19 protein-coding genes are annotated in these 21,482 nt (G+C 63.4%); 5 read left to right on the top strand and 14 right to left on the bottom strand.

The window, feature by feature from the left end:
- Window position 1 precedes the first annotated feature (1 nt).
- The 4 genes from EN861_RS19430 to EN861_RS19415 are packed head-to-tail and all read left to right on the top strand — an operon-like array spanning window position 2 to window position 2,984.
- The gene (locus EN861_RS19430) at window positions 2-1,114 is read left to right on the top strand and encodes a mandelate racemase/muconate lactonizing enzyme family protein (protein WP_135865041.1); all 1,113 of its coding nucleotides are present in this window, start codon (window positions 2-4) and stop codon (window positions 1,112-1,114) included.
- Window positions 1,115-1,124: 10 nt separating this feature from the next.
- The gene (locus EN861_RS19425; RefSeq protein ID WP_027055947.1) at window positions 1,125-1,454 is read left to right on the top strand and encodes an L-rhamnose mutarotase; all 330 of its coding nucleotides are present in this window, start codon (window positions 1,125-1,127) and stop codon (window positions 1,452-1,454) included.
- The gene (locus EN861_RS19420) at window positions 1,447-2,532 is read left to right on the top strand and encodes a Gfo/Idh/MocA family oxidoreductase (RefSeq protein ID WP_135865039.1); all 1,086 of its coding nucleotides are present in this window, start codon (window positions 1,447-1,449) and stop codon (window positions 2,530-2,532) included. Before EN861_RS19425 ends, EN861_RS19420 begins: the two co-directional genes overlap by 8 nt.
- Window positions 2,529-2,984, top strand: coding sequence for a MaoC/PaaZ C-terminal domain-containing protein (locus EN861_RS19415; RefSeq protein WP_167531368.1), 456 nt, complete (start codon window positions 2,529-2,531; stop codon window positions 2,982-2,984). Before EN861_RS19420 ends, EN861_RS19415 begins: the two co-directional genes overlap by 4 nt.
- 10 nt (window positions 2,985-2,994) lie before the next feature.
- On the opposite strand, the gene EN861_RS19410 is transcribed toward EN861_RS19415, so the two are convergent.
- The 9 genes from EN861_RS19410 to EN861_RS19370 form a co-directional block, all read right to left on the bottom strand.
- Window positions 2,995-3,792 (bottom strand): ABC transporter permease subunit, encoded by a 798-nt coding sequence (locus EN861_RS19410; protein ID WP_135865037.1) that lies wholly within the window; start codon window positions 3,790-3,792, stop codon window positions 2,995-2,997.
- Window positions 3,793-3,794: 2 nt separating this feature from the next.
- Window positions 3,795-4,655, bottom strand: coding sequence for a 2-aminoethylphosphonate ABC transporter permease subunit (locus EN861_RS19405; protein ID WP_135865035.1), 861 nt, complete (start codon window positions 4,653-4,655; stop codon window positions 3,795-3,797).
- The gene (locus EN861_RS19400) at window positions 4,648-5,793 is read right to left on the bottom strand and encodes an ATP-binding cassette domain-containing protein (RefSeq protein ID WP_127870519.1); all 1,146 of its coding nucleotides are present in this window, start codon (window positions 5,791-5,793) and stop codon (window positions 4,648-4,650) included. The genes EN861_RS19405 and EN861_RS19400 overlap by 8 nt, the downstream gene beginning before the upstream one ends.
- A 32-nt stretch (window positions 5,794-5,825) precedes the next feature.
- Window positions 5,826-6,854 (bottom strand): 2-aminoethylphosphonate ABC transporter substrate-binding protein, encoded by a 1,029-nt coding sequence (locus EN861_RS19395; protein ID WP_127870518.1) that lies wholly within the window; start codon window positions 6,852-6,854, stop codon window positions 5,826-5,828.
- 254 nt (window positions 6,855-7,108) lie between these two features.
- On the bottom strand, window positions 7,109-8,119 hold the full coding sequence (locus tag EN861_RS19390) for an NAD(P)-dependent oxidoreductase (protein ID WP_127870517.1): 1,011 nt from the start codon (window positions 8,117-8,119) through the stop codon (window positions 7,109-7,111).
- Between the two features lie 2 nt (window positions 8,120-8,121).
- Complete coding sequence (locus EN861_RS19385) at window positions 8,122-9,480, bottom strand: aspartate aminotransferase family protein (RefSeq protein WP_135865032.1); 1,359 nt, start codon at window positions 9,478-9,480, stop codon at window positions 8,122-8,124.
- A 71-nt stretch (window positions 9,481-9,551) separates the two neighbouring features.
- Window positions 9,552-11,009 (bottom strand): phosphonoacetaldehyde dehydrogenase, encoded by a 1,458-nt coding sequence (gene phnY, locus EN861_RS19380; RefSeq protein WP_135865030.1) that lies wholly within the window; start codon window positions 11,007-11,009, stop codon window positions 9,552-9,554.
- Window positions 11,010-11,269: 260 nt separating this feature from the next.
- Window positions 11,270-12,529: a phosphonoacetate hydrolase gene (phnA, locus tag EN861_RS19375; protein WP_135865028.1), complete on the bottom strand. Its 1,260-nt coding sequence runs from the start codon at window positions 12,527-12,529 to the stop codon at window positions 11,270-11,272.
- Window positions 12,530-12,553: 24 nt separating this feature from the next.
- Window positions 12,554-13,753: a 2-aminoethylphosphonate--pyruvate transaminase gene (locus tag EN861_RS19370; protein WP_135865400.1), complete on the bottom strand. Its 1,200-nt coding sequence runs from the start codon at window positions 13,751-13,753 to the stop codon at window positions 12,554-12,556.
- Between the two features lie 263 nt (window positions 13,754-14,016).
- On the opposite strand from EN861_RS19370, the gene EN861_RS19365 reads away from it, so the two are divergent.
- Window positions 14,017-14,886 (top strand): LysR substrate-binding domain-containing protein, encoded by an 870-nt coding sequence (locus EN861_RS19365; RefSeq protein WP_135865027.1) that lies wholly within the window; start codon window positions 14,017-14,019, stop codon window positions 14,884-14,886.
- A 50-nt stretch (window positions 14,887-14,936) separates the two neighbouring features.
- Here EN861_RS19365 and EN861_RS19360 read toward each other — a convergent pair whose 3' ends face one another.
- The 5 genes from EN861_RS19360 to doeA all read right to left on the bottom strand — a co-directional run bounded on the left by EN861_RS19360 (window position 14,937) and on the right by doeA (window position 21,418).
- Window positions 14,937-17,414 (bottom strand): FAD-dependent oxidoreductase, encoded by a 2,478-nt coding sequence (locus EN861_RS19360; protein WP_135865026.1) that lies wholly within the window; start codon window positions 17,412-17,414, stop codon window positions 14,937-14,939.
- 82 nt (window positions 17,415-17,496) lie between these two features.
- Window positions 17,497-18,285, bottom strand: a complete 789-nt coding sequence (locus EN861_RS19355) for a DeoR/GlpR family DNA-binding transcription regulator (RefSeq protein ID WP_127275877.1) — start codon at window positions 18,283-18,285, stop codon at window positions 17,497-17,499.
- Between the two features lie 105 nt (window positions 18,286-18,390).
- Entirely contained in the window at window positions 18,391-19,059 is a 669-nt protein-coding gene (locus tag EN861_RS19350) for a GntR family transcriptional regulator (RefSeq protein WP_189343694.1), read from the bottom strand.
- Between the two features lie 173 nt (window positions 19,060-19,232).
- Window positions 19,233-20,234 (bottom strand): N(2)-acetyl-L-2,4-diaminobutanoate deacetylase DoeB, encoded by a 1,002-nt coding sequence (gene doeB / locus EN861_RS19345; protein ID WP_127275878.1) that lies wholly within the window; start codon window positions 20,232-20,234, stop codon window positions 19,233-19,235.
- 5 nt (window positions 20,235-20,239) lie between these two features.
- Entirely contained in the window at window positions 20,240-21,418 is a 1,179-nt protein-coding gene (gene doeA, locus EN861_RS19340; RefSeq protein ID WP_127275879.1) for an ectoine hydrolase DoeA, read from the bottom strand.
- Window positions 21,419-21,482 lie beyond the last annotated feature (64 nt).

Here is a 21,482-nt window from a genome sequence, read left to right as displayed (position 1 = left end):
CATGGCCAAGATCGCAAAGATAGAGTTGCGAATGGTGGACCTTGTTCCCAAGGTCAAGCGCACCGACGCCATCCAGAGTTTCGTCAGCCAGGAAACGCCAATCGTGACGATCACCGATTCCGACGGCGCGGTCGGCACCGGCTACAGCTACACGATCGGCACTGGCGGTTCGTCGGTGATGCGGCTCTTGTCCGACCATCTGGCGCCGCGCCTGATCGGGCGCGATCCCGACATGATCGAGGCGATCTGGCACGATCTGGAATTCGCCACGCATGCCACCACGATCGGCGCGATCACCGCCATCGCTATCGCGGCGATCGACACGGCACTCTGGGATCTCAGGGCGAAGAAACAGAACCTACCGCTTTGGAAACTGGCCGGCGGCGCCAAGGACCGCTGCCCGCTCTACACGACCGAGGGCGGCTGGCTGCACATCGAAACGCAGGCGCTGGTCGATGATGCGCTCGCCGCCAAGGCCAAGGGCTTTCGCGGCTCAAAGGTGAAGATCGGTAGGCCGCATGGGTCCGAGGATCTTGCCCGCCTGTCGGCGGTGCGCAAGGCGGTGGGCGACGGCTACGAGATCATGACCGACGCCAATCAGGGATTCTCCGTCGACGAGGCGATCCGCCGCGCAGCCAGGCTGCGCGAACTCGATCTTGCCTGGATCGAGGAGCCGCTGCCGGCCGACGACATAGACGGGCATATCAGGCTGTCGAACTCGACGCCGACGCCGATCGCGATCGGCGAGTCGCTCTATTCCGTCCGCCATTTCCGGGAATACATGCAGAAGGGCGCCTGCTCGATCGTGCAGGTTGATGTCGGCCGCATCGGCGGCATCACGCCCTGGCTCAAGATCGCCCATGCGGCGGAGGCCTTCGACATTCCGGTCTGCCCGCATTTTCTTATGGAATTGCATGTCAGCCTGACCTGCGCTGTTCAGAACGGCAGGTATGTCGAGTACATTCCGCAACTCGACCAGTTGACCGGCAAGCACATGCGCATCGAGGATGGGCACGCCCTGGCGCCCGACGAACCGGGTATCGGCATCGACTGGGACTGGGACGCGGTGAAGAGCATGAGCATCGCCGAATTCACCACGGCGATCACGGCATAAGGGAGCTGATATGCGGCGGATGGGATTTGTACTGGGGCTAAAACCGGAAAAGGTCGAGGAATATGTCCGCCTGCACGCCGCCGTCTGGCCTGACGTGCTGACAATGATTTCGGCCTGCAACATCAAGAACTACTCGATCTACCTGAAAAGGCCGGAGAACCTGCTGTTTTCCAATTTCGAATACCATGGCACCGATTATGCCGCCGACATGGCCAAGATGGCCGCTGATCCCAGGACGCAGGAGTGGTGGGCGGTCTGCATACCTTGCCAGGAGCCGCTGGCGACACGCAAGGAGGGCGAGTGGTGGGCCGAGATGGACGAGGTTTTTCACCATGACTGAAGGGACTGAGGGCGGTTTCGACCCTGCCTCGCTCGTCCAGTCCTGGCCCAAACCCTCAAAGTCCCGGCCGATCGTCACCTTCGGCGCCGGCTCCATCGTCGGCGATGCGCATTTTCCCGCCTACCGGAAGGCGGGATTTCAGATCGCCGGCCTCTATGATCCGGACCAGGCCAAGGCGCGGGTCCTGGCCGACACATGCGGTGTGACGGCGTTCCGTTCGGCGGAAGAAGCCGCTGCAGTGAAGGACGCGATCTTCGATCTGGCAACGCCACCGGGGCGGCATGCCGAGATCCTGAAGGCTCTGCCCGACGGTGCGTTCGCACTGATCCAGAAGCCGATGGGCAACTATCTCGGCGAAGCAACCGAAATCCTCGAAATCTGCCGCGCCAAGAAGCTCAAGGCGGCGGTGAATTTCCAGCTGCGCTTCGCGCCGATGATGCTGGCGCTGAAGGACGCAATCGCCAAGGGTTGGCTCGGCGAGGTCGTCGACTTCGACGCCTGGCTGGCGCTGGCGACGCCGTGGCAGTTGTGGGAATTCCTGCTCAAGGCGCCGCGCGTCGAGATCGCCATGCACTCGATCCACTATCTCGACCTGATCCGGCAATTGCTCGGCGATCCCAAGGGCGTGCACGCCAAGACGCTTGGCCACCCCAACCATAAGGTGGCGCAGACGCGCACCAGTGCCATTCTCGACTATGGCGACACGGTGCGCTGCGCGCTGTCGATTAACCACGACCACAAGTTCGGGCGCCGGCACCAGGCCTGCGAGTTCCGCATCAGCGGCACCGAGGGTGCGGCCTATCTGAAGCTCGGCCTCAACCTCGACTATCCCAAGGGCGAGCCGGATATTCTGGAGATCTATCCGAAAGGCGGGAGCGATTGGATATCAGTGCCTTTGGCCGGCGAATGGTTTCCCGACGCCTTCGTCGGCCGCATGGCCAATGTCCAGCGCTTTGCATCAGGCGAAGACGATGAGTTGATCAGCTCGGTCGACGACGCCTGGAACACAATGGCGCTGGTGGAAGCGGCCTATCGTTCGAGCGCGGCGCCTGCGACGCCGATCGCGGAAAGGCCCTGATGGAACAGATCACCTATTTCGAGGACTACGAGATCGGCTCGTCACGCCTCACCAGCGGCCGCACCATCACCGAGACCGACTTCATCGTTCATGCCGGCCACACCGGCGATTTCTTCCCGCACCACATGGACGCCGAATTCATGAAGACGACGCCGTTCGGCCAGCGCATCGCGCATGGCACGCTGGTGTTCTCGGTCGGCATCGGGCTGACGGCGAACGTGATCAACCCTGTCGCCTTTTCCTATGGCTATGACCGGCTGCGCTTCATCAAGCCGGTGTTCATCGGCGACACGATCCGTACGCGCACCACCATCGCGGCCAAGGAGGACGATCCGAAGCGGCCTGGGTCGGGACGCGTGATCGAGCGATGCGAGGTCATCAACCAGCGCGGCGAGGTGGTGCTGGCGGCCGACCATATCTACATCGTCGAACGGCAGCCGGCGCAGAGCTGAGCTTCAGCGCCTACGAACCGGTGGCGCGCGCGGTGATGCGCTCCAGCCCAAGCAGCAGGACCAGCGTCGCCGCCACCAGGATCATCGTCAGTGCGGCACCGGCAAAGATGTCGCCGCGATCGGTGAGGCTGAAGATCGACACCGGCAGCGTCACCCAGCCCGGCGGATAGACCATCACGGTGGCGCCAAGCTCGCCCATGGAGAGCGCGAAGCTCAGCCCGAAGGCCGCAACCAGGTAAGGCGCGAGTAAGGGCAGCGTGACATGCCATAGCCGGTAGGCAGGCCTGGCGCCAAGGCTTGAGGCGACTTGCTCGAAGTCGGGCGACAGCCGCGCCAGCCCGGCCGAGACGTTGCCGAAGGTGAAAGCCGAGATCAGCACGAAATGCGCGATCATGACGATGGCGATCGTGCCGTTGAGCAACAGCGGTGGATGGCTGAACGCAACCAGCAGGCCGAGGCCGACGGACACCGAAGGCACCGCACTCGGGATGAAGAACAAAGGACCGAGCAAGCGTTTCAAGGCCGGCCCTTGCAGGCGAAGCGACAATGCCGCCCAGGTACCGCTGACCAGCGCCAATGCGCTTGCCGCGAAGCCGGTGACGAGGCTCGCCTTGACCGCGTTCCAGGCCGCGCCCTTGGCGACGTCGGCATAGTGCTCCGTGGTCAAGCCATTGGGAAGCACGCCGTTCCATTGGTCGGCAAGGCTGGACAAGAGGATGACCGCCAGCGGCGCCAGGAACAGCACGCCGAAGATCAGCGCGAAGATCACCCAGATGATCAAGCGGCCGGAGCGCGACCAGACCAGCATGGCTAGACTCCCAATCGGCCGGCGGCAAACCGGTAGAGACCGAACAAGCCGAGCGACAGCGCGATGTTGACCACGGCGATGATGCAGGCGACCTGGTACGCCGATTCCTGGATCGCCTTGCCGTAGATCAGCAGCGGTAGGGTGATGACGCCCTTGGCGCCGATGAACAGCACGATGCCAAATTCGTTGACGGTGAGCAGCAGGCAGAGACTGCCGCCAGCGACGAGCGCGGGCACCGCCGCCGGCAGGATGACTTGGCGGACAATGCGGAACGGCCTGGCGCCAAGCACGCTTGCCGCTTCGATCTGGCCGCGATCGACCAGCGAAATGGCGGCGAGCAGCGGCCGCAGGATGAAGGGTGTGTACACCGTGACTTCCGCCAGCACGACGCCCCAGGTCGAATAGAGGAAATCGACAGGCGGCAGCGGCAGCGAGAAGGCCTCCATCAGTCCCGAGTTGAGCATGCCGGCGGAGCCGTAAAGGAAGGTGAAGGCAAGCGTCACCAGGAAGGTCGGCAGGGCGATGAAGGTGTCGATCAGCCGGGCTATGAAGCCGCTGCCGGGAAACGGCACGAAGGCGAGGATCAGCGCCAGCAGCAGGCCGACGATCAGGCATCCGGCCGTCGCGGTGACCGAGATCGTCACCGTGTTGATGAGCGCGTTGAGGAAGAAGCGCGAATGCAGGACGCGGACGATCTCCGGGACATTGGCGACACCGCTGTCGTCGAGGAAGGCCTGACGTACAATCAGCGCCAGCGGGTAGAAGAACAGCAGCGCCAGCAGGGCCGCCGGCGGCACGATCCGCAGCCGGCCCGGCTCTCGCTTCCTGGCCGTCGGAGCACCAATGGCGAGCGCTTCAGACACCGGCGTCTTCCGGAAGAAGCGACGTATCGGCTGGCGCAAAGAACAGCGGTACCTTTGTGCCGGGTTCCGGCAGGGCCATAGGCAGCTTTGTTGCCGAGACGCGCACCGGCGTGCCATCGACATCGAGAACCAGATGGGTGAGTTCGCCCTGCCAGTGCACTTCCCTGAGCGTGCCGACAATGCGGTTGGTGTGCTCGCTGTCTGCCGTGAGGCTCAGATGCTGCGGCCTGATGCAAAGCAGGCTCTTGTCGCCGGCCTTCTCGTCGCGACCGGCACTGGTGAGCACGGCATCACCATGCCTCGCCGTGGCAAAGCCTTTCGGGCCGGCAGCTTCGGCAACCGTCACCGGCAGAAGGTTGGCGCGGCCGAGGAACTCGGCGGTAAAACGGTTTGGCGGGCGGCGATAGAGTTCGGTCGTCGGCCCATGCGAACAGACCCTGCCGTCGCGCATGATGGCGATCTTGTCGGCAAGCGTCAGTGCCTCGGTCTGGTCATGCGTGACGTAGAGGATGGTGAGGCCGGGCAGGCTGCGGTGCAGCCGGGCGATTTCCTCAACCATGTTGCGGCGGATCTGCGCGTCGAGCGCCGAGAGCGGCTCGTCGAGCAGGAGCACGCGTGGCCGCACCGCAAGGGCGCGGGCAATCGCGACGCGCTGCTGCTGGCCGCCCGAAAGTTCGCGTGGATAACGCCGGGCAAACGTCGCCATGCCGACGGTGGCGAGCGCATCCTTCACCCGTTCGCCGATAAGCGCCTTGTCGGCGCCTTGTGCCCGCAGGCCAAAGGCGACGTTGTCCTCGACCCGCATATGCGGAAACAGCGCGTAGTTCTGCACCACCATGCCGAGCCCGCGTTCGTAGGGCGGCAGATCGGTCACGTCGGTGGCGCCGATACGGATGCGTCCGCTTCTCGGCCGCACGAAGCCGGCCACGGCCCGCAAGGCGGTCGTCTTGCCGGACCCGGACGGGCCGATCATCGCCAGGATTTCGCCCGGCGCGATGTCGAGGGTCAGCGGATGCAGGACGACATGCGCGCCATAGGCGACAACGACCTTGTCGAAGTGGACATTGGAGCCGGCGCCGCGAACTTTCGCGGCGTCGATATCCGTGACTTCGGAACCCGTGAAGGCGGCTGCCGACATGGCGTTGTTCTCCGGACTGTTTCCTTGGCGGATCAACTTCCGGTCGCTTCGTTCCATTTCTTGACGTAGTCGGGCAGCTTGCTCAGCGCCTCGTCCCAGTTCGGCGACCAGATGGTCAGGCCCTTCATGGCCTCCTGCAGCTTGGCGAAGTTGGCGTCGGAGGGCGTCACGTCCTTGCGGGCAGGCAAGCCGATGGCAATCGAGCTTACAGTCGACTGGGCTTCCTTGGACAGCAGGAAATCGATCAGCTTCTTGCCGTTGTCGGCATTGGGCGCACCGGTGACCAGCCCGATTTCGTAGGGCAGCGCGAAGGTGGAGCGCACGCCGTCAGGCCCCGCCGGCCAGAACACCTTGATGTTGGGATTGTCGGCCATCTGCGACATGTTCATCTGAAGGTCGCCATTGGCGACGTGCAGCTCGCCCTTGTTGACCAGTGCGGTCAGCTTGCCAGTCGAGGCGGATGGGCCGACATTGTTGTCCTGCAGCTTCTTCATGAACTCGAAGCCGGCGTCCTCGCCGCCGAAGGCATGAATGATCTGCAGCATGACGGCGGTGCCGTCACCGGCCTGGCCGGGGGTCGAATACTGGATCTTGCCCTTGAACTTCGGATCGAGCAGATCGTTGTAGCTCTTCGGCGCTTCCGACAGCACGGCGCTGTTGTAGATGAAGTTCATGTAATTGTTGACCAGCGGCCGATACTTGTCGGTGCCACCGTCGATCTGGGATGCGGCCTCCGGCTTGTAGTCCTGCAACAGGCCGTCGGCGGCGGCGCGCTGGATGAAGGGCGGCAAGGTCACAAGCACGTCGGCCTGCGGGTTAGATTTTTCCTTAGCGACGCGCTCGACGACGCCGCCCGAACCTGCCTCGATATACTGAACGGTAATGCCGGTGGCCTTGGTGAAGGCGGCGAATTCGGTCTCGTACCAGCTGCCATTGCCATCATGTAGGCCATCGGCGGAGTAGACGGTGACGACGCCGTCGGCGAGCGCCGGCCCGACGAGGGCCGCCGATGCAAGCAATGCGGCGAAGGCCGCGACCATGGTTGCGTTTCTTGATTTCATGACGAGTTCCCCTTTGATTGAAGGCACATTCTGCGATGCACTAGGACCACCCGGCCTTGGGTCTCTGACGGACGTTGAGCCGGTTGGATGTCTTCGTTGTGACAACTCTGGGGATCGGCGATCGATAAGTAAAATCTATTTATTTTATGAGAGCCAAACTTCTTCTGATATTTGTCACGGAACTGTCGCATCCACGTCGTGGCCATGAATGTGACTGCGCCGGGGGCAGCTATCAGCTTGAAAAATCTCGCTTATCAGCCGAACGCAATACCTGCCGTCTGCGCCCGCAATCGCGGATCATGCGAGCGGACGGTCACCGGCCTGCCTTCGAGGATCTCGAAACACCGCGCGAGCGTGTCGTCCTCGAGCCGGCGCATCGCCTCATGCGTGAAGAAGGTGAGATGCGGAAAAAGGATCACATTGTCGCGACCGAACAGCACACTCATCGGATGGCCTGACTTCGACAGCGGCTCCGCCGAATAGACGTCGAGCCCGGCACCACCGATGCGACCGGCGACAATCGCCTCGACGAGGGCCGCCTCATCGATCAACGCACCGCGCGAGACATTGACGATGATGGCCGAGGGTTTGAGGCAGGCGAGCTCATGCTTGCCGATCAGGCCGCGTGTCTGGTCGTTCAGAACGCAATGGATGGAAATGAAATCGCAGGCGCCCAGCATGGCATGGAGGTCGTCGGCCTTCTCGATGCCGGCGGCGCGCATTGTCGCTGCATCGACAGCGGGATCAAAGCCAAGGACGCGTGCGCGGAATCCCTGGCCTGCCATGCGCGCCATGCTGCGGCCGATCTTGCCGCAGCCGACGAGCCCAAGCGTGGCGCCGGAAATATCACGCCCCAGCCAGCGTTGCTCGGGCCAGATCCAGCCATCGCGCGACATTGCCTGCGTGATCGCAGGCAGCCGCTTGGCGAGCGCGATCATCAGCGCGAAGGCGCCTTCGGCAACGGTTTCCTCGGCATATTCGGGCACGTTGACCACGGGAATACCACGTCGCATCGCGGCGGCGATGTCGATTGCATCGATACCGACGCCATATTTCACGATGCCCTTCAGCCTTGGCGCCGCGTCTATCACCCGCGCGGTGATCGGCGTATAGCACATCAAGAGAAGGTCGGCGTCGGCAACCGCGTTGGCGAGTTCAGCTTCGGGAATGCCGTCCGGCAACGTCACCAGGTCGACGCCCCTAGCCCGCAAGCCGGCATCGATTTCAGGACATTCGAGTTCGTGGTCAGTGCGGACGGCCTTCATGGTCAGGCCGCCAGAACCGCGGTCTCGACGATGTCGAGCGCCCGGTCGAGATCGGTCTTCGAAATGACCAATGGCGGCGAGAGTGTCAGCACGTTGCCTTGGCTGACCTTGAAGCTCAGTCCCTGTTCCAGGCAGGCGTAGAAGACGCGTTCGGCGAGGTCGCGTGCCGGCTGGCGCGAGGCGCGATCCTCGACGAGTTCGACCCCGACCATCAGTCCCCTGCCCCTGACATCGCCGACATGGGGCGAACGCGCCATCAGGTCCTGCATCCGTCCAAGCATATGCCGGCCAAGTTCGGCCGAACGCTCGACCAGCCCGTCCTCCAGGATGATGTCGATGGTCGTCAGCGCGGCGCGCGTCGTCACCGGGTTCTTCTCATGGGTGTAGTGACCGATGGCGAAGCCGCCGGTGACGTCGAGGTCGCGGCGCGCGATGACGGCGGCGATCGGCAGGATGCCGCCGCCCAGCGACTTGCCGAGGACGACGATGTCGGGCGTAACGCCGTCATGTTCGTGGGCGAAGAATTTTCCGGTCTTGCCGAGGCCGGTTGGGATTTCGTCGAAGATCAGCAGCGTGCCATGCCGGTCGCAGGCTTCGCGCACCCGCTTCCAGAAACCGGGCGGCGGCGGATTGGGCGTCGCGCGCATCGGCTCGGCAACGACCGCCGCCACATCCTGCTCGCGGCCGAGCACATAGGCGATCATGTTGGCGCAAGCGAGCCCAGAAGCCTCTAGGGAATCGTGGCCATAGGGGCAGCGATAGCCGTCCCAGGGCGCGACATGCTCGGTGCCGGTCATCATCGGACCTGATATGTGCGAGCGAAAGGTCGCCTCGCCGCCGACGCTTGCCGCGCCAAAGCCGGCGCCGTGGAAGGCGTCCCAGAACGACACCGTCTTGAAACGGCCGGTCGCGGCGCGCGCGATCTTCAGCGCGACCTCGATGGCATCCGAGCCGCCGGTGGTGAACAGCACCTTGCCGAGGTCGCCAGGCGCGAGGGCCGCCAGTCTCTCCGCCAGTTCGACGGCGGGCTCGCAGGTAAAGCGGCGCGGCGCGAAGCAGAGATCGTCGAGCTGCTTCTTGATCGCCGCCACCAGTCTCGGATGGCCGTAGCCGAGATGGTGAACGCTGTTGCCGTGGAAATCCATGAAACGGCGGCCGGCGGTATCCTCGATCCAGATGCCTTCAGCCTTGGCGATCGTCGAGAGGCACGGGCTGGAGAGGCTCTGGTGCATGAAGGCGGCGGCATCGCGATCAAGCAAGCCGCGAATGCGGGGATCGTCCTGGCCGGCATCCCAGCGGCCGCGCGCCGCCGTGGTGTTGGAATCGCCCTCTGTATGCACAAGCTCGGATATCGCGGCCATCATTATCTCCGAAACGCGAATGAGGGAGCGTTGGCCGCTCCCTCTGTTTTCTGTCCGTCGGTCGCGCCTGGTCAGGACCAGGGCAGCGAAAAGGTCTTCACATTGGTGTAGCTCTTCATCGCCTCGATGACGCCTTCCTTGTAGCCATTGCCCGAATCCTTGATGCCGCCGAAGGGCGACATCTCGATGCGGTAGCCCGGCACTTCCCAGATGTTGACGGTGCCGACCTGCAAGCCGGCAATGTATTTCTGCATGCGGGGGAAGGAGTTGGTGCAGACGCCCGACGACAAGCCGAAGGCGGTCGAGTTGGAGAGCGCGATCAGCGCCTCGTCATCGTCCGGCGCACGCACGATCGGAATGATCGGCCCGAACGTCTCTTCCATCACCAGTTCGGATGTGTGCGGCACGCGGTCGACGACGATTGGCGGCAACAGAGCGCCCTGGCGGCCAGGATTGTAGAGGATTTCGGCGCCTTGCTCGGCGGCCATGTGAACGCGGGTTTCGAACAGCGCCGCCGCCTTCTCGTGCACAACGGTGCCGAGATCGGTGGAACGGTCCATGGGGTCGCCGAAGCGGATTTTTTTCGCGCGCTCTAGCACCAGCGGCACGAAACGGTCGGCGACGCTTTCCTGGACCAGGATGCGCTTGACCGCCGTGCAGCGCTGGCCGGAATTCTTCGTCGCGCCGGCGACCGCCAGGTCCGCCGCCTTTGCCAGATCTTCATCCGACAGATCGTTGAGGATTATCAGCGGATCGTTGCCGCCGAGTTCCAGCACCTGGCGTTTGTAGCCGGCGGTGCGGGCGATCATCTTGCCGACCGGCACGCCGCCGGTGAAGGTGATCAGATCGATATTCTCGTTGGTGATCATCTCGTTGCCGATGTCGGCCGGCCATCCCGTCACAACCGACAGCATTTCCGGCGGCAGGCCGGCTTCGTAGAGAATGTCGGCCAAAAGCAGCGCCGTCATCGGCGTCAGTTCGGTCGGCTTGACGACCACGCAATTGTTGGTGGCGATGGCCGGCGCCACCTTGTGCGAGACCATGTTGAGTGGATGGTTGAATGGCGTGATCGCCGAGATCGCCTTCAGCGGCTCGCGGGTGGTGAAGATCTTGCGCGCCTTGCCGTGCGGGGTGAGGTCGCAGGAGAATATCTGGCCATCGTCCTGGATGCACATCTGCGCCGACAGCGTGAACACGTCATAGGCGCGGCCGACTTCGTAGAGCGAATCCGTCTTGGAGATGCCGAGCTCGAGCGTGATGAGATCGGAAATTTCTTCCCGGCGCGACGCCAGAGCTTCCGCCGTGCGAAACAGGATCTGCTGGCGCTCGTAGCGCGTCAGTTTCGACCGGTAGCCGGCGGCGATCTCGAAGGCCTGACGGGCGTGTTCGGCACGGCCGGCTGGCACGGTGCCGATAACAGTGTCGTTCCAGGGGTAGCGCACCTCGACGATGCCGTCGGCATCGACCTTCTTGCCGGCGATACGCATCGGCTCGTGGCGAACTTTGATGGCAGGGTCAAGTTGGGTCATGTGAGTCTTCCCTGTGCTCAGTGAGCAACATTGATCTTTTGTCGGCTAGGTCATCGCGTTTCGGCTCCGGCTTCCCCCACTCCGTCGCCGCTTCGCGGCGCCACCTCTCCCCCCCTCCGGAGGGAGAGGAAAGCCAAGGCCGGCGAACTCAGCGCCCTTCCTCTCCCCCGTCGATCGGGGGAGAGGTGGCCCGAAGGGCCGGAGTGGGGGTCGACCAGCACCATCATGGACGGCTACACGCTGCTGGCGATCCAACTCACTCAGCCCGCCAGCGCCGCCGCCATCGTCGCGTAGTAGAAGGCGTCGAAATTGCGCAAGGTCGGCTCATTGGGCAGATCCGGCAGCACGCGGTTGACGATGAACGGCACCTCCTGCTCGGTCAGCCCGCCATGCGAGCGCAGCGGCTCGTTCAGCGCCGCCAGATCGTGGCGATGTTCTGATGTGCCGATCGTCTTGTTCTCGGTGGAGATCAGCACGATGTCGCCGATGCGGTCGGCCGGCAGTTCGAAGCGCTCGCAGGCATCAGGGCTGTCGACCACCAGCATGATGCCGTCAACCTTGGCCAGCCGCGCCATGATGCCGGCCTGATCAGCGCCATCAGGCAAATAGGCGGTGGCGAAAGAGCCGAGAGCGCCGTGATGCACCACATAGGGGTCGGTGATCGGCAGGATGACGCGGGCGGCGTCCTTGCCCAGCCATTCGTCGAGCAGGTCCTGGACGTAGACGACGTCGGGCGAACCGTCCGCCTTGTGCTTGGGCTTCATGCCATGGTCGGCGGTGACGACGATCGCCGCGCCCAGCGCATCGAGCTCGGTCAGGTACTTGTCGAACATTTCGTAGAAGGCATTGGCCTGCGGCACGCCGGGCGCATATTTGTGCTGCACATAATCGGTCGTCGTCAGGTACATGATGTCGGGGCGGAATTCCCTGAGCAGCTGAACGCCGGCGGCGAAGACGAATTCCGACAGTTCGGCCGAATAGACTTCCGGCACAGGCAGGCCGAAATGCTTCGAGGCATTGTCGATGCCGTGCTCGGCCACTGTCGTGGTGTCCGACTTTTCAGCCGAGAAGCACAGCGCGCGGCCTTCGTCGAAGGCGAGGCCCTTGCCGAGCAGCGCACGCAGCTTGTCCTTGGCGGTCACCACCGCGACCTTGGCGCCGGCATCGTAGAAGGCCTGGAAAATGGTCGGCGCGCGCAGGAAGCGCGGGTCGTTCATCATCACTTCCTTGCCGGTCTCGCGCTCGTAGAGATAGTTGCCGCAAATGCCGTGCACCGAGGGCGGGCGACCGGTGGCGATCGACAAATTGTTGGGGTTGGTGAAGCTCGGAATGACCGAGTGCGCAAAGCGCACCGTACCCTTCTGCTTGATCCTGACCAGGGCCGGCATCAGTCCGGCCTTGATAGCTTCATCGAGATAAGCCGGCTCGCAGCCGTCAAGGCAGATGGCGATGGCCGGCACACGCGGCCAGGCGTAGGTGCGGCCATTGACCGCGACGTTGATGGGAGACATCTGGTTCATCAAAAATCCTCGAAAACGGCCGCTTCAGGCGGCGAGTTTGGCGCGCTCGGCGATTGCCGCCGCGGGTGGAGCGGCGGTGTCGACGCCCATTTCATCAAGCGATTGCGCCGCCGCCTCGACGACGCGGCGCATGACATGTTCGTCCATCTGGCCGATGCAGCCGACGCGGAAGGAATCCACGACCGTCAGTTTGCCGGGATAGATGATGAAGCCCTTGTCCTTCATCAGTTCGTAGAAACGATCGAAGGCGAAGTTGGCGTGGGCCGGGTTGAAGAAGGTGACGATGATCGGCGACAGCCAGCGGTCCCTAAGCAGCGTCTCGAAGCCGAGTTCGCGCATGCCCGCCACCATGACGTCGCGGTTCTTGACATAGCGGGCGCCACGGCCGGCGACGCCACCTTCAGCCTCGTGCTGGCGCAGCGCCTCCAGGAAGGCGGCGACGACATGCGTCGGCGGCGTGTAGCGCCACTGGCCGGTCTTGTTCATGTGCGCCCATTGCGCGTGAACGTCGAGCGACAGGGAATGGCTGCGCCCCTTGGCTGCTTCGAGTTCGCTCTTGCGGGCGATGATGAAGCCGAAGCCGGGCACGCCCTCGATGCATTTGTTGGCCGACGACACCATCGCCTCGTAACGGATCTCGTTGACGTCGAGCGCGACTGCGCCGAAGGCACTCATGGAATCGACCAGCAGTTTGCGACCCTTGGCATGGACTGCTTCGGCGATCTCGGCGACAGGGTTCAAAATGCCGGAGCTGGTCTCGCAATGAATGGCGATGACATGCGTGATCGCAGGATCAGCCTCGAGCGCGGCCGCCACCTCGTCGCCGCGCGGCGGCAGGTAGTCGCCCTTGTCGATCAGCGTATAGGCGCGGCCGAGATACTGCATGGTCTGCGCGGCGCGCAGGCCATAGGCGCCGTTGGCCAGCACCAGAACCTTGCCATCACTGGGCACGAACGAGCCCAGCATCGCCTCGACGCAGAAGGAACCGCTGCCTTGCATCGGCACACAGTCGAACTCGCCTTTCGTGTCGCCGGTCAGCGCCAGCAGGCGGCGGCGCATGTCTGATGTCATGGCGCGGAAGTCGCCGTCCCAGGATCCCCAGTCGCGCAACATCGCCTGCTTGACCGAATAGGCCGTGGTGAGCGGCCCGGGGGTCAAAAGGTAAGGCTCGCCCAGGGCCGGCCTGGCCAGCGGCTCCGCGGCAAATTTCGTCTCGGCAAGCATGATGTCCTCCGACAGGTCGCTGCTTTTTTGATGTGGCGCCATTGTTGGTCCGGACGACGTATTTGTAAAATCGTTATTTTGTATCGACGTATCGATTAGAACGATGATGAACTGCATTGGACAGGCTGCATGCCGCTCATGACACGGCTGTGAACGCGGTAGGGTTCATCCCCAGACATCAGCGGAATCGTTTATTCCGTCCTTTTGGCTAGCCAGGCTTATGATAAGGTGCAGGCGGCTTCGAGACCCGAAAGGCACACAGGATGCGCTATGTTCAGCTGCGAGCCTTTCATCAGGTGGCAATCTCCGGCGGCTTTTCGCGGGCGGCCGAAGCGCTTTTCCTGACCCAGCCGGCGATATCGGACCAGGTGCGCAAGCTCGAGGAAGAGTATGACGTGCTGCTGTTCAATCGGAACAAGAAACAGGTCACGCTGACCCATTCCGGCCAGAAGCTGCTCGAAATAACCCACCGCATGTTCGATACCGAGCAACAGGCGCTCGAGCTCCTGACCGAGTCGCGCGCTTTGCGTTCCGGCACGCTGCGCATCGTCGCCGATGCAGCGCACCATCTGCTTCACATCCTCGGCAGCTTCCGGGCCCGCTATCCCGGCGTGCAGGTCTCGGTGCGCGCCGGAAACACCGAGACGGTGATCAGCAGCCTCTACAGCTACGATGCCGATATCGGCGTGCTGGGCGAGGTGCCCGCCGGGCGCGACTTCGAGGTGCTGAAACTGAATTCGACGCCGATCATCGCCTTCACCTCCATCGACCATCCTTTGGCAGGGAAAAAATCGCTGACGCTCAAGCAGCTCGCGCAGGAATCGCTGGTCATGCGCGAGCGCGGTTCCAAGACGCGCCAGAAGCTCGAAGACCTGGCGGCGACGTCGAAGGTCGAGCTCAGGCCGGTGATCGAGGCCGAGGGCCGCGAAGCCGTGCGCGAGATCGTCGCCTCGGGCGCCGGCATCGGCTTTGTCTCGGCGGCCGAATTCGGCCAAGATTCGAGGCTCGTCCCGATCACCATCGATGCGCCCGAGACCTTGATGGACGAGGCGCTGATCTGCCTGCGCGAGCGCAGCGGCGGCAAACTGGTGCGCGCCTTTCTCGACATGGCGCGCTCGATGTCGGCGGACTAATTGAGCATGATCTCTTCCGAAAACCGGTTCCCACTTTTCGGGATCATGCTTTAAGCCGCGACCTTGATCTCCACTGCATCGGCCTTCACCCGCTCCGACTTCGGATCATAGGGGCTGCGCAAATGCGCGGTAACCGCATGGCGCACGCCGGCAAGATCGATCTCGAAACGGCCGTTGGCCAGGAATGAAGCATCGACGCCCGCTTCGTGCTCGATCAGCCCGAGCGCCACCGAACGGCCGAGTGTGTGGCCGTAGGCAGCCGAGCGCACCTCGCCGACCGGCTTGCCGTCGCGCAGGATCAGCTCGCCGCCCCACAGCATCGGCTCGGCATCATTAAGGGTGAACAACACGATGCGCCTGGTCGGCGCCGACGAGGATTTCGCGGCGGCAAGCGCATCACGGCCGATGAAGCCGCCCGGCTTGTCCATCGCGACGGCAAAGCCAAGGCCGGCCTGCCACGGGTTGATATCAGGCGTCAACTCGCGACCCCAGGCGCGAAAACCCTTTTCGATGCGCAAGGCATCGAGCGCGTAGTAGCCGGCGTCGGCAAGGCCGAATTCACGACCGGCTTCATGCAGCGCCTCGTAGACGCCGACCGCGAATTCGGTCGGCACGATCAGTTCCCAGCCGAGCTCACCGACATAGGTCATGCGGTTGGCGTAGGCTGTGGCATAGCCGATATCGATTTCTCGGATAGTGGCGAAGGGGAAGCCGGAATTGGAAAGATCCGCCGATGACAGTTTGCCCAGGAGGTTGCGCGAACGCGGTCCCATCAACGCCAGCACCGCATAGGATGAGGTGACGTCGGTCAGTATCGCATGCGCGTCCGCCGGGATATTCTTGACGATCCAGTCTGCATCGTGGACGGCCTGGGCGGAGCCGGTGACGATGAGGAATTTTTCCGCGCCAAGCCGCATCACGGTGTGATCGCTTTCGTAGCCGCCACGCGCATTGAGCACGCCGGTGTAGACCGAAGTGCCGACCGGCACATCGATGTCGCCGGCGCAGATCCGGTTCAGCACGGCACGGGCGTCGCGCCCCTGGACAAGGAGCTTGGCGAAGGAGGTCTGGTCGAAGATGGCGACGGCTTCGCGCGTCGCCTTCATCTCGCGTTGCACCGCCGCGTGCCAGTTCTGGCGGTCGAAGGCATAGTCGTTCCCGGCTGTCTCTCCTGGACCCGCAAACCAGTTGGCGCGCTCCCAACCCATCTTGGAGCCGAAGCACGCGCCCTTGGCGGCGAGCCGGTCGTAAAGCGGCGAACGGCGGAATGGCCGCGCGGTGTCCAGTTCGCGGTTCGGCCATGGCATGGCGTAATGCAGGCCGAGCGTCTCCTTGACCCGGTCATGCAGCCAGCGCGGATTGTTGTTGAACGAGGCGAAGCGCCTGATGTCGACCGGCCACAGATCCATGGTCGGCGCGCCGTTGACGATCCATTCGGCCAGCGCCCTGCCGGCGCCACCGGCACTGGCAATGCCCATCGAATTGAAGCCAGCGCCGACATAGAAATTCTTCAACTCCGGCGCCTCGCCGAGGAGGAAATTATTGTCCGGCGTGAAGCTCTCGGGACCATTGTAGAATTTCTTGACCTCGGCCTGCGCCAGCTGCGGCACGCGCACCAGCGCGTTTTCCATCAGGATTTCGAACTGGTCCCAATCATCCGGCAGCAGCGCGAACTCGAAATTTTCGGGAATGCCGTTCATGCCCCACGGCTTGGCATGCGGCTCGAAGCCGCCCATGACCAGGCCGCCGACCTCTTCGTTGAAGTAGATGAAGCCATCGGGATCGCGCATGACGGGCAGATCCGGATGCACGCCTTCTATCCGGCCGGTGACGATGTACATGTGCTCGGCCGAATGCAGCGGCACCGACACGCCGCACATCAGCCCGACCTTGCGCGCCCATTGGCCGGCGCAATTGACGACGATCTCGGCGGCGATGTCGCCATGGCCGGTCTCGACGCCGCAAGCGACGCCGTTGCTGACGCTGATACCAGTGACCTTGACCCGCTCGAAGATTTTGGCGCCGCCATTGCGCGCGCCCTTGGCAAGCGATTGCGTGAGATCGGTGGGATTGGCCTTACCGTCTCCGGGCAGCCAGACAGCGCCGACGAGATCGTTTGTCGCCATGACAGGCCACAGATCGCCAGCCTCCCTGGGCGAGATGACGTCGATCTCTACCCCTTGGGCGCGCGCCGACGCAGCCGTGCGCTTCAGCACCGTCATGCGGTCGGCCGTGCGCGCAACTGACAGCGAGCCGCAATTCTTCCAGCCGGTGGCAAGACCGGTCTCGGCCTCCAGTTCGCTGTAGAGCTGCGTGGAATAGCGGATCAGGCTGGTCATGTTGGAATGGCTGCGCAACTGGCCGACAAGACCAGCCGCGTGCCAAGTGGTGCCGCCGCTGAGTTGCCCCTGTTCGAGCACGACAACATCGGTCCAGCCGAGTTTTGTCAGATGGTAGGCGACCGAGCACCCAATGATGCCGCCGCCGACAATGACGATTCGAGCCTGGGTGGGAAATTCATGAGCCATGAGCGTTCCGCCATTTGAAGGATGGCCGGGACATTAGCACGAGAAAACCAAATATCAACCCATAAAGTCACAAAATATCACATCAAGCTGCGACGATGAGTTCTGGACCCTTTTGCGAAAGCGCTTCGGCAAGCGCCAGTTCGGGATTGGCGTCGACGATCACCCCGGCGGCACGTTCGAAGTTGGGAATCCTGAGCGGCGTCAGCTTGCCGAACTTGCTGGCGTCGAGCACGAAATAGGCCTTGCCGGCAAGGGCGATCATGCGGCCGCGCTGTTCGGCTCCGGCGCGGGTGAAGTCGGTCACCTCCCCGTCCGGCGACAGCGCGCCGCCGCCAAGAAAGGCGATGTCGACACGAAAGCGGGCCATCGCATCGAGCGTGTCGATGCCGACAGCCGCCTCCTCGCCGGGGTCGACTTCGCCGCCCAGCATATGCACGCGCATGCCGGGGACATGGCATAGATGCAGCGCTATCTTCAGGCTGGCCGTGCAGATGGTGAGGTCGCGCAGTTCCGATATGGCATGCGCGACGGCCAAAGTGGTGGTGCCGGAATCGAGAAAGACCACCATGCCATCCCTGACCAGCCTGGCGGCAGCCCTGCCGACCGCCGCCTTACCGCCGGCATTTTCCTGGCTGCGCAAGCTCATCGCCGGCTCGCTCGGCTCGAAACGGGCGGCCCCGCCATGCACGATGCCGAGCCTGCCCTGGTCCGAAAGCAACTTCAAATCGCGGCGGATGGTTTCGCGCGAGACATCGAAGAACCCAGCCAGTTCGGCGACGCTGACGGAGCCCTGGGCGCCCAGCCGCCGCAGGATCTCATCATGGCGGCGCGGGGCAAGGGCACGTGCCGGCAGGTGGCTGACGGGAGACATGGCGATCCTTATGTCGAGCGTTGATGTTGCAATATGTGGCAGCGAACCGCCCCACTGGCAACCGCGCGCCATGGCATCGATCGCGGACGGCCCTGCCCCTCGGGCTTAGGATTTTCGCCACCGTCCGCCGCCATCTATCGCATTGACGAGTGTGTCGCTGCCTTCGCGAAGATGCTGCCTCAGAACGCTCACGGCCTTCTTCTCGTCACGCCGCCGGCAAGCGGCCAGCAGGTCGCGATGCTCGCTCTGCGAGCGGGCGCGGTAGTCGAGGTTCGACAGCAGGATGCGGACATAACGGTCGGCCGCGTTGTGATGCGCCTCGATCAGGTCAAGCAAACGACGGTTGCCGCAGGCATCGTAGAGCGAGAGGTGAAAGGCCCTGTTCAGGGCGCCCCAGCGGCCAGCATTGCGCTCGGCGTCGATCTGATCGAGCACCTGCTCGGCTTCTTCAAGCTTGGTGCCGGGCAGGACCGGCACGGACAGCCGGAGCGCCTCGCATTCGAGCAATTCGCGCACCGCATAGATTTCGGCGATCTCGGCACCGTCCATCCAGGCGACATGCGCGCCCTTCGTGGGATGAATGGAAACAATGCCTTCCGCCTCCAATTGTCGGAGCGCGTCCCGTATAGGCATGCGGCTGAAGCCGAACTGGTCGGCCAGTTCATCCTGGCGCAGCGTAGTGCCTGCCTTCAGCGATCCGCTGGCTATAGCCTCGCGCAGGACATTGGCGACCTGTTCCGCCACCGTCTGCGGCCTCTCGATCAGGCCCTCCATAAATCCGCGCAATCGATGCTCCCATGCCACGCGATCGCTAGCCTAGTGGAAAACCTCCGGCGATATAAGTATCCCGTGTACGAGAGCGGTTTGGTTTCTGGCCGAAGAGCGACACGAGAAGCTGTCGATGGCTGGTCCGCCCCAGCTTGGTCCGGGCGGAGAAATCACGTCAGTCAATCGACCTTCATGGCGACCACCGCTGCGCAGTCGCCGGCCTTGACCAGCCCAGGGAAATGCCGTGCCGCCAGCATGCCCGACATTTTCGCCAGGATTTCCCGTGGAGCAACGCCAGTGCGGCCGGTGGAATGAATGCGGGCCAGTACCGCGCCTTCTTCGACGGGCTCACCAAGATCGATCATGGTTTCGATCATGCCGTCGTCCTCGGCGAAGCAAAAGCAATCTCCCGAGGGCATATCCAGCCACTGGGTTTTGCGCGTCTCGACCGCCCCGGCGACGATACCGGTATGACGCAGCACGTTGAGGATGCCGCGCCGGGCGATCCGCACCGTCTCAGCTCGCGATGTGCCGCCGCCGCCGAGTTCGGTGGTGACGAAGACCTTGCCCATCTCTTCGGCCGCCGTGTCATACATGCCGATCGCATCGATCTCGGTCATGCGCATCGAGAACGGTGCCGAGAAAGCCTCGACCGCGGCAAAGGCTTTCTGCTCCTGCGCCTTGTCCGGCAGCGTGTGCGCGGCGCAGAACGGCACGAAATCCAGCGTCCTGCCACCGGAATGAAAGTCGAAGACGAGGTCGGCGCGGGGAAGCAACTCGCGTTGGAAATAATCTGCGATCTTCTGCGTCACCGTGCCGTCCGGCCGGCCGGGAAAGCTGCGGTTCATGTTGCCCTTGTCGATCGGCGAGGTGCGCGTGCCGGCCCGGAAAGCCGGATAGTTCATCGCCGGCACGATGATCACCGTGCCGCTGACCTGGCTGGGATCGAGCGTTCGGGCGAGTTCGTAGAGCGCCAGCGGCCCCTCATACTCGTCCCCATGGTTGCCGCCGGTCAGCAGCGCCGCCGGCCCCTTGCCGTTGCGGATGACGCAGATCGGGATCATCACCGAGCCCCAGGCCGAGTCGTCGCGGCTATAGGGCAAGCGGAGGAAACCATGCTGGACGCCGTCGCGCTCGAAATCGACGGTCGGCGCGATCGGCGACGGGCGATGACTGGACATCGGGCTCAATCCTTCACCACCAGCTTGCGCGGCACATTGGCCAAGCACTCCACACCGGTTTCGGTGATCAGGATGGACTCGGTAATCTCCAGTCCCATTGTCTCCAGCCAAAGGCCGGTCATGAAATGGAAGGTCATGCCGGGCTTGAGCTCGGTGCGGTCGCCGGGACGCAGGCTCATGGTGCGTTCGCCCCAGTCCGGCGGATAGGAAATTCCGATCGGATAGCCGGTGCGGTTGTCCTTGACGATGCCGTATTTCTTCAGGACGGCAAAGAAGGCGTTGGCGATGTCCTCGCATGTGTTGCCGGGCCTGGCGGCGGCAAGGCCGGCTTCCATGCCTTCCAGCGTCGCCTTCTCGGCATCGAGGAATTCCTGCGTCGGCTTGCCGAGGAAGACGGTGCGCGACAGCGGGCAATGGTACCTGTTGTAGCAGCCGGCGATCTCGAAGAACGTCCCCTCGCCCCGCTTCATCGGTTTGTCGTCCCATGTCAGGTGCGGCGCCGAGGCGTCGGCGCCTGACGGGAGCAGCGGCACGATCGCGGGGTAATCGCCGCCGATGCCGTCGACGCCGCGCGTGCCGGCATCGTAGATCTCGGCGACGAGATCGCATTTGCGCATGCCGACCTCGATCTTGTCGAAGATGCGCTGGTGCATCGCCTCGACGATGCGGGCGGCCTTGCGCATATAGTCGATCTCAGTCGGGCTCTTCACGGCGCGCTGCCAGTTGACCAGTGCGGTGGCATCGACGAAGCGGGCGTTGGGCAGATGCTTCTGCAAGGAGGCGAAGGCGGCGGCGGAGAACCAGTAATTGTCCATCTCGACACCGACGACAAGCTTGCCCCAGCCGCGATCGCTCAGCACGCTGGACAGGAAGTCCATCGGGTGGCGTTCTGTCGACTGCACATAGTGGTCGGCATAGCCGACGATGTTGTCATGCGCGAGATAAGCAGTGCGCTTGGCGCCGTTGGCGTCCTGGCCACGGCCGTACCAGACCGGCTCGCCCGACGGCGGCACGATGACCGCCTGATGCACATAGAAGGACCAGCCGTCATATCCAGTCAGCCAGGCCATGTTGGATGGATCGCTGATAACAAGGAGATCGACGCCTTTGGCTTCCATCGCCTTGCGCGTCTTGGCGAGGCGATCCGCGTATTCGCTTCGCGAGAATTTCAGGTTCGGCTGCATTTTGTTGGTCCTCGTTTGTTGGGCCTGGAGCCCGCTTCAACTTCGTTGAATCTGTCTCCAGGTA

The organism is Mesorhizobium sp. M8A.F.Ca.ET.218.01.1.1, from assembly GCF_004791165.1.
In the GTDB taxonomy this organism is placed as follows: domain Bacteria; phylum Pseudomonadota; class Alphaproteobacteria; order Rhizobiales; family Rhizobiaceae; genus Mesorhizobium.
This window is presented reverse-complemented; position numbering and strand designations above follow the sequence as displayed.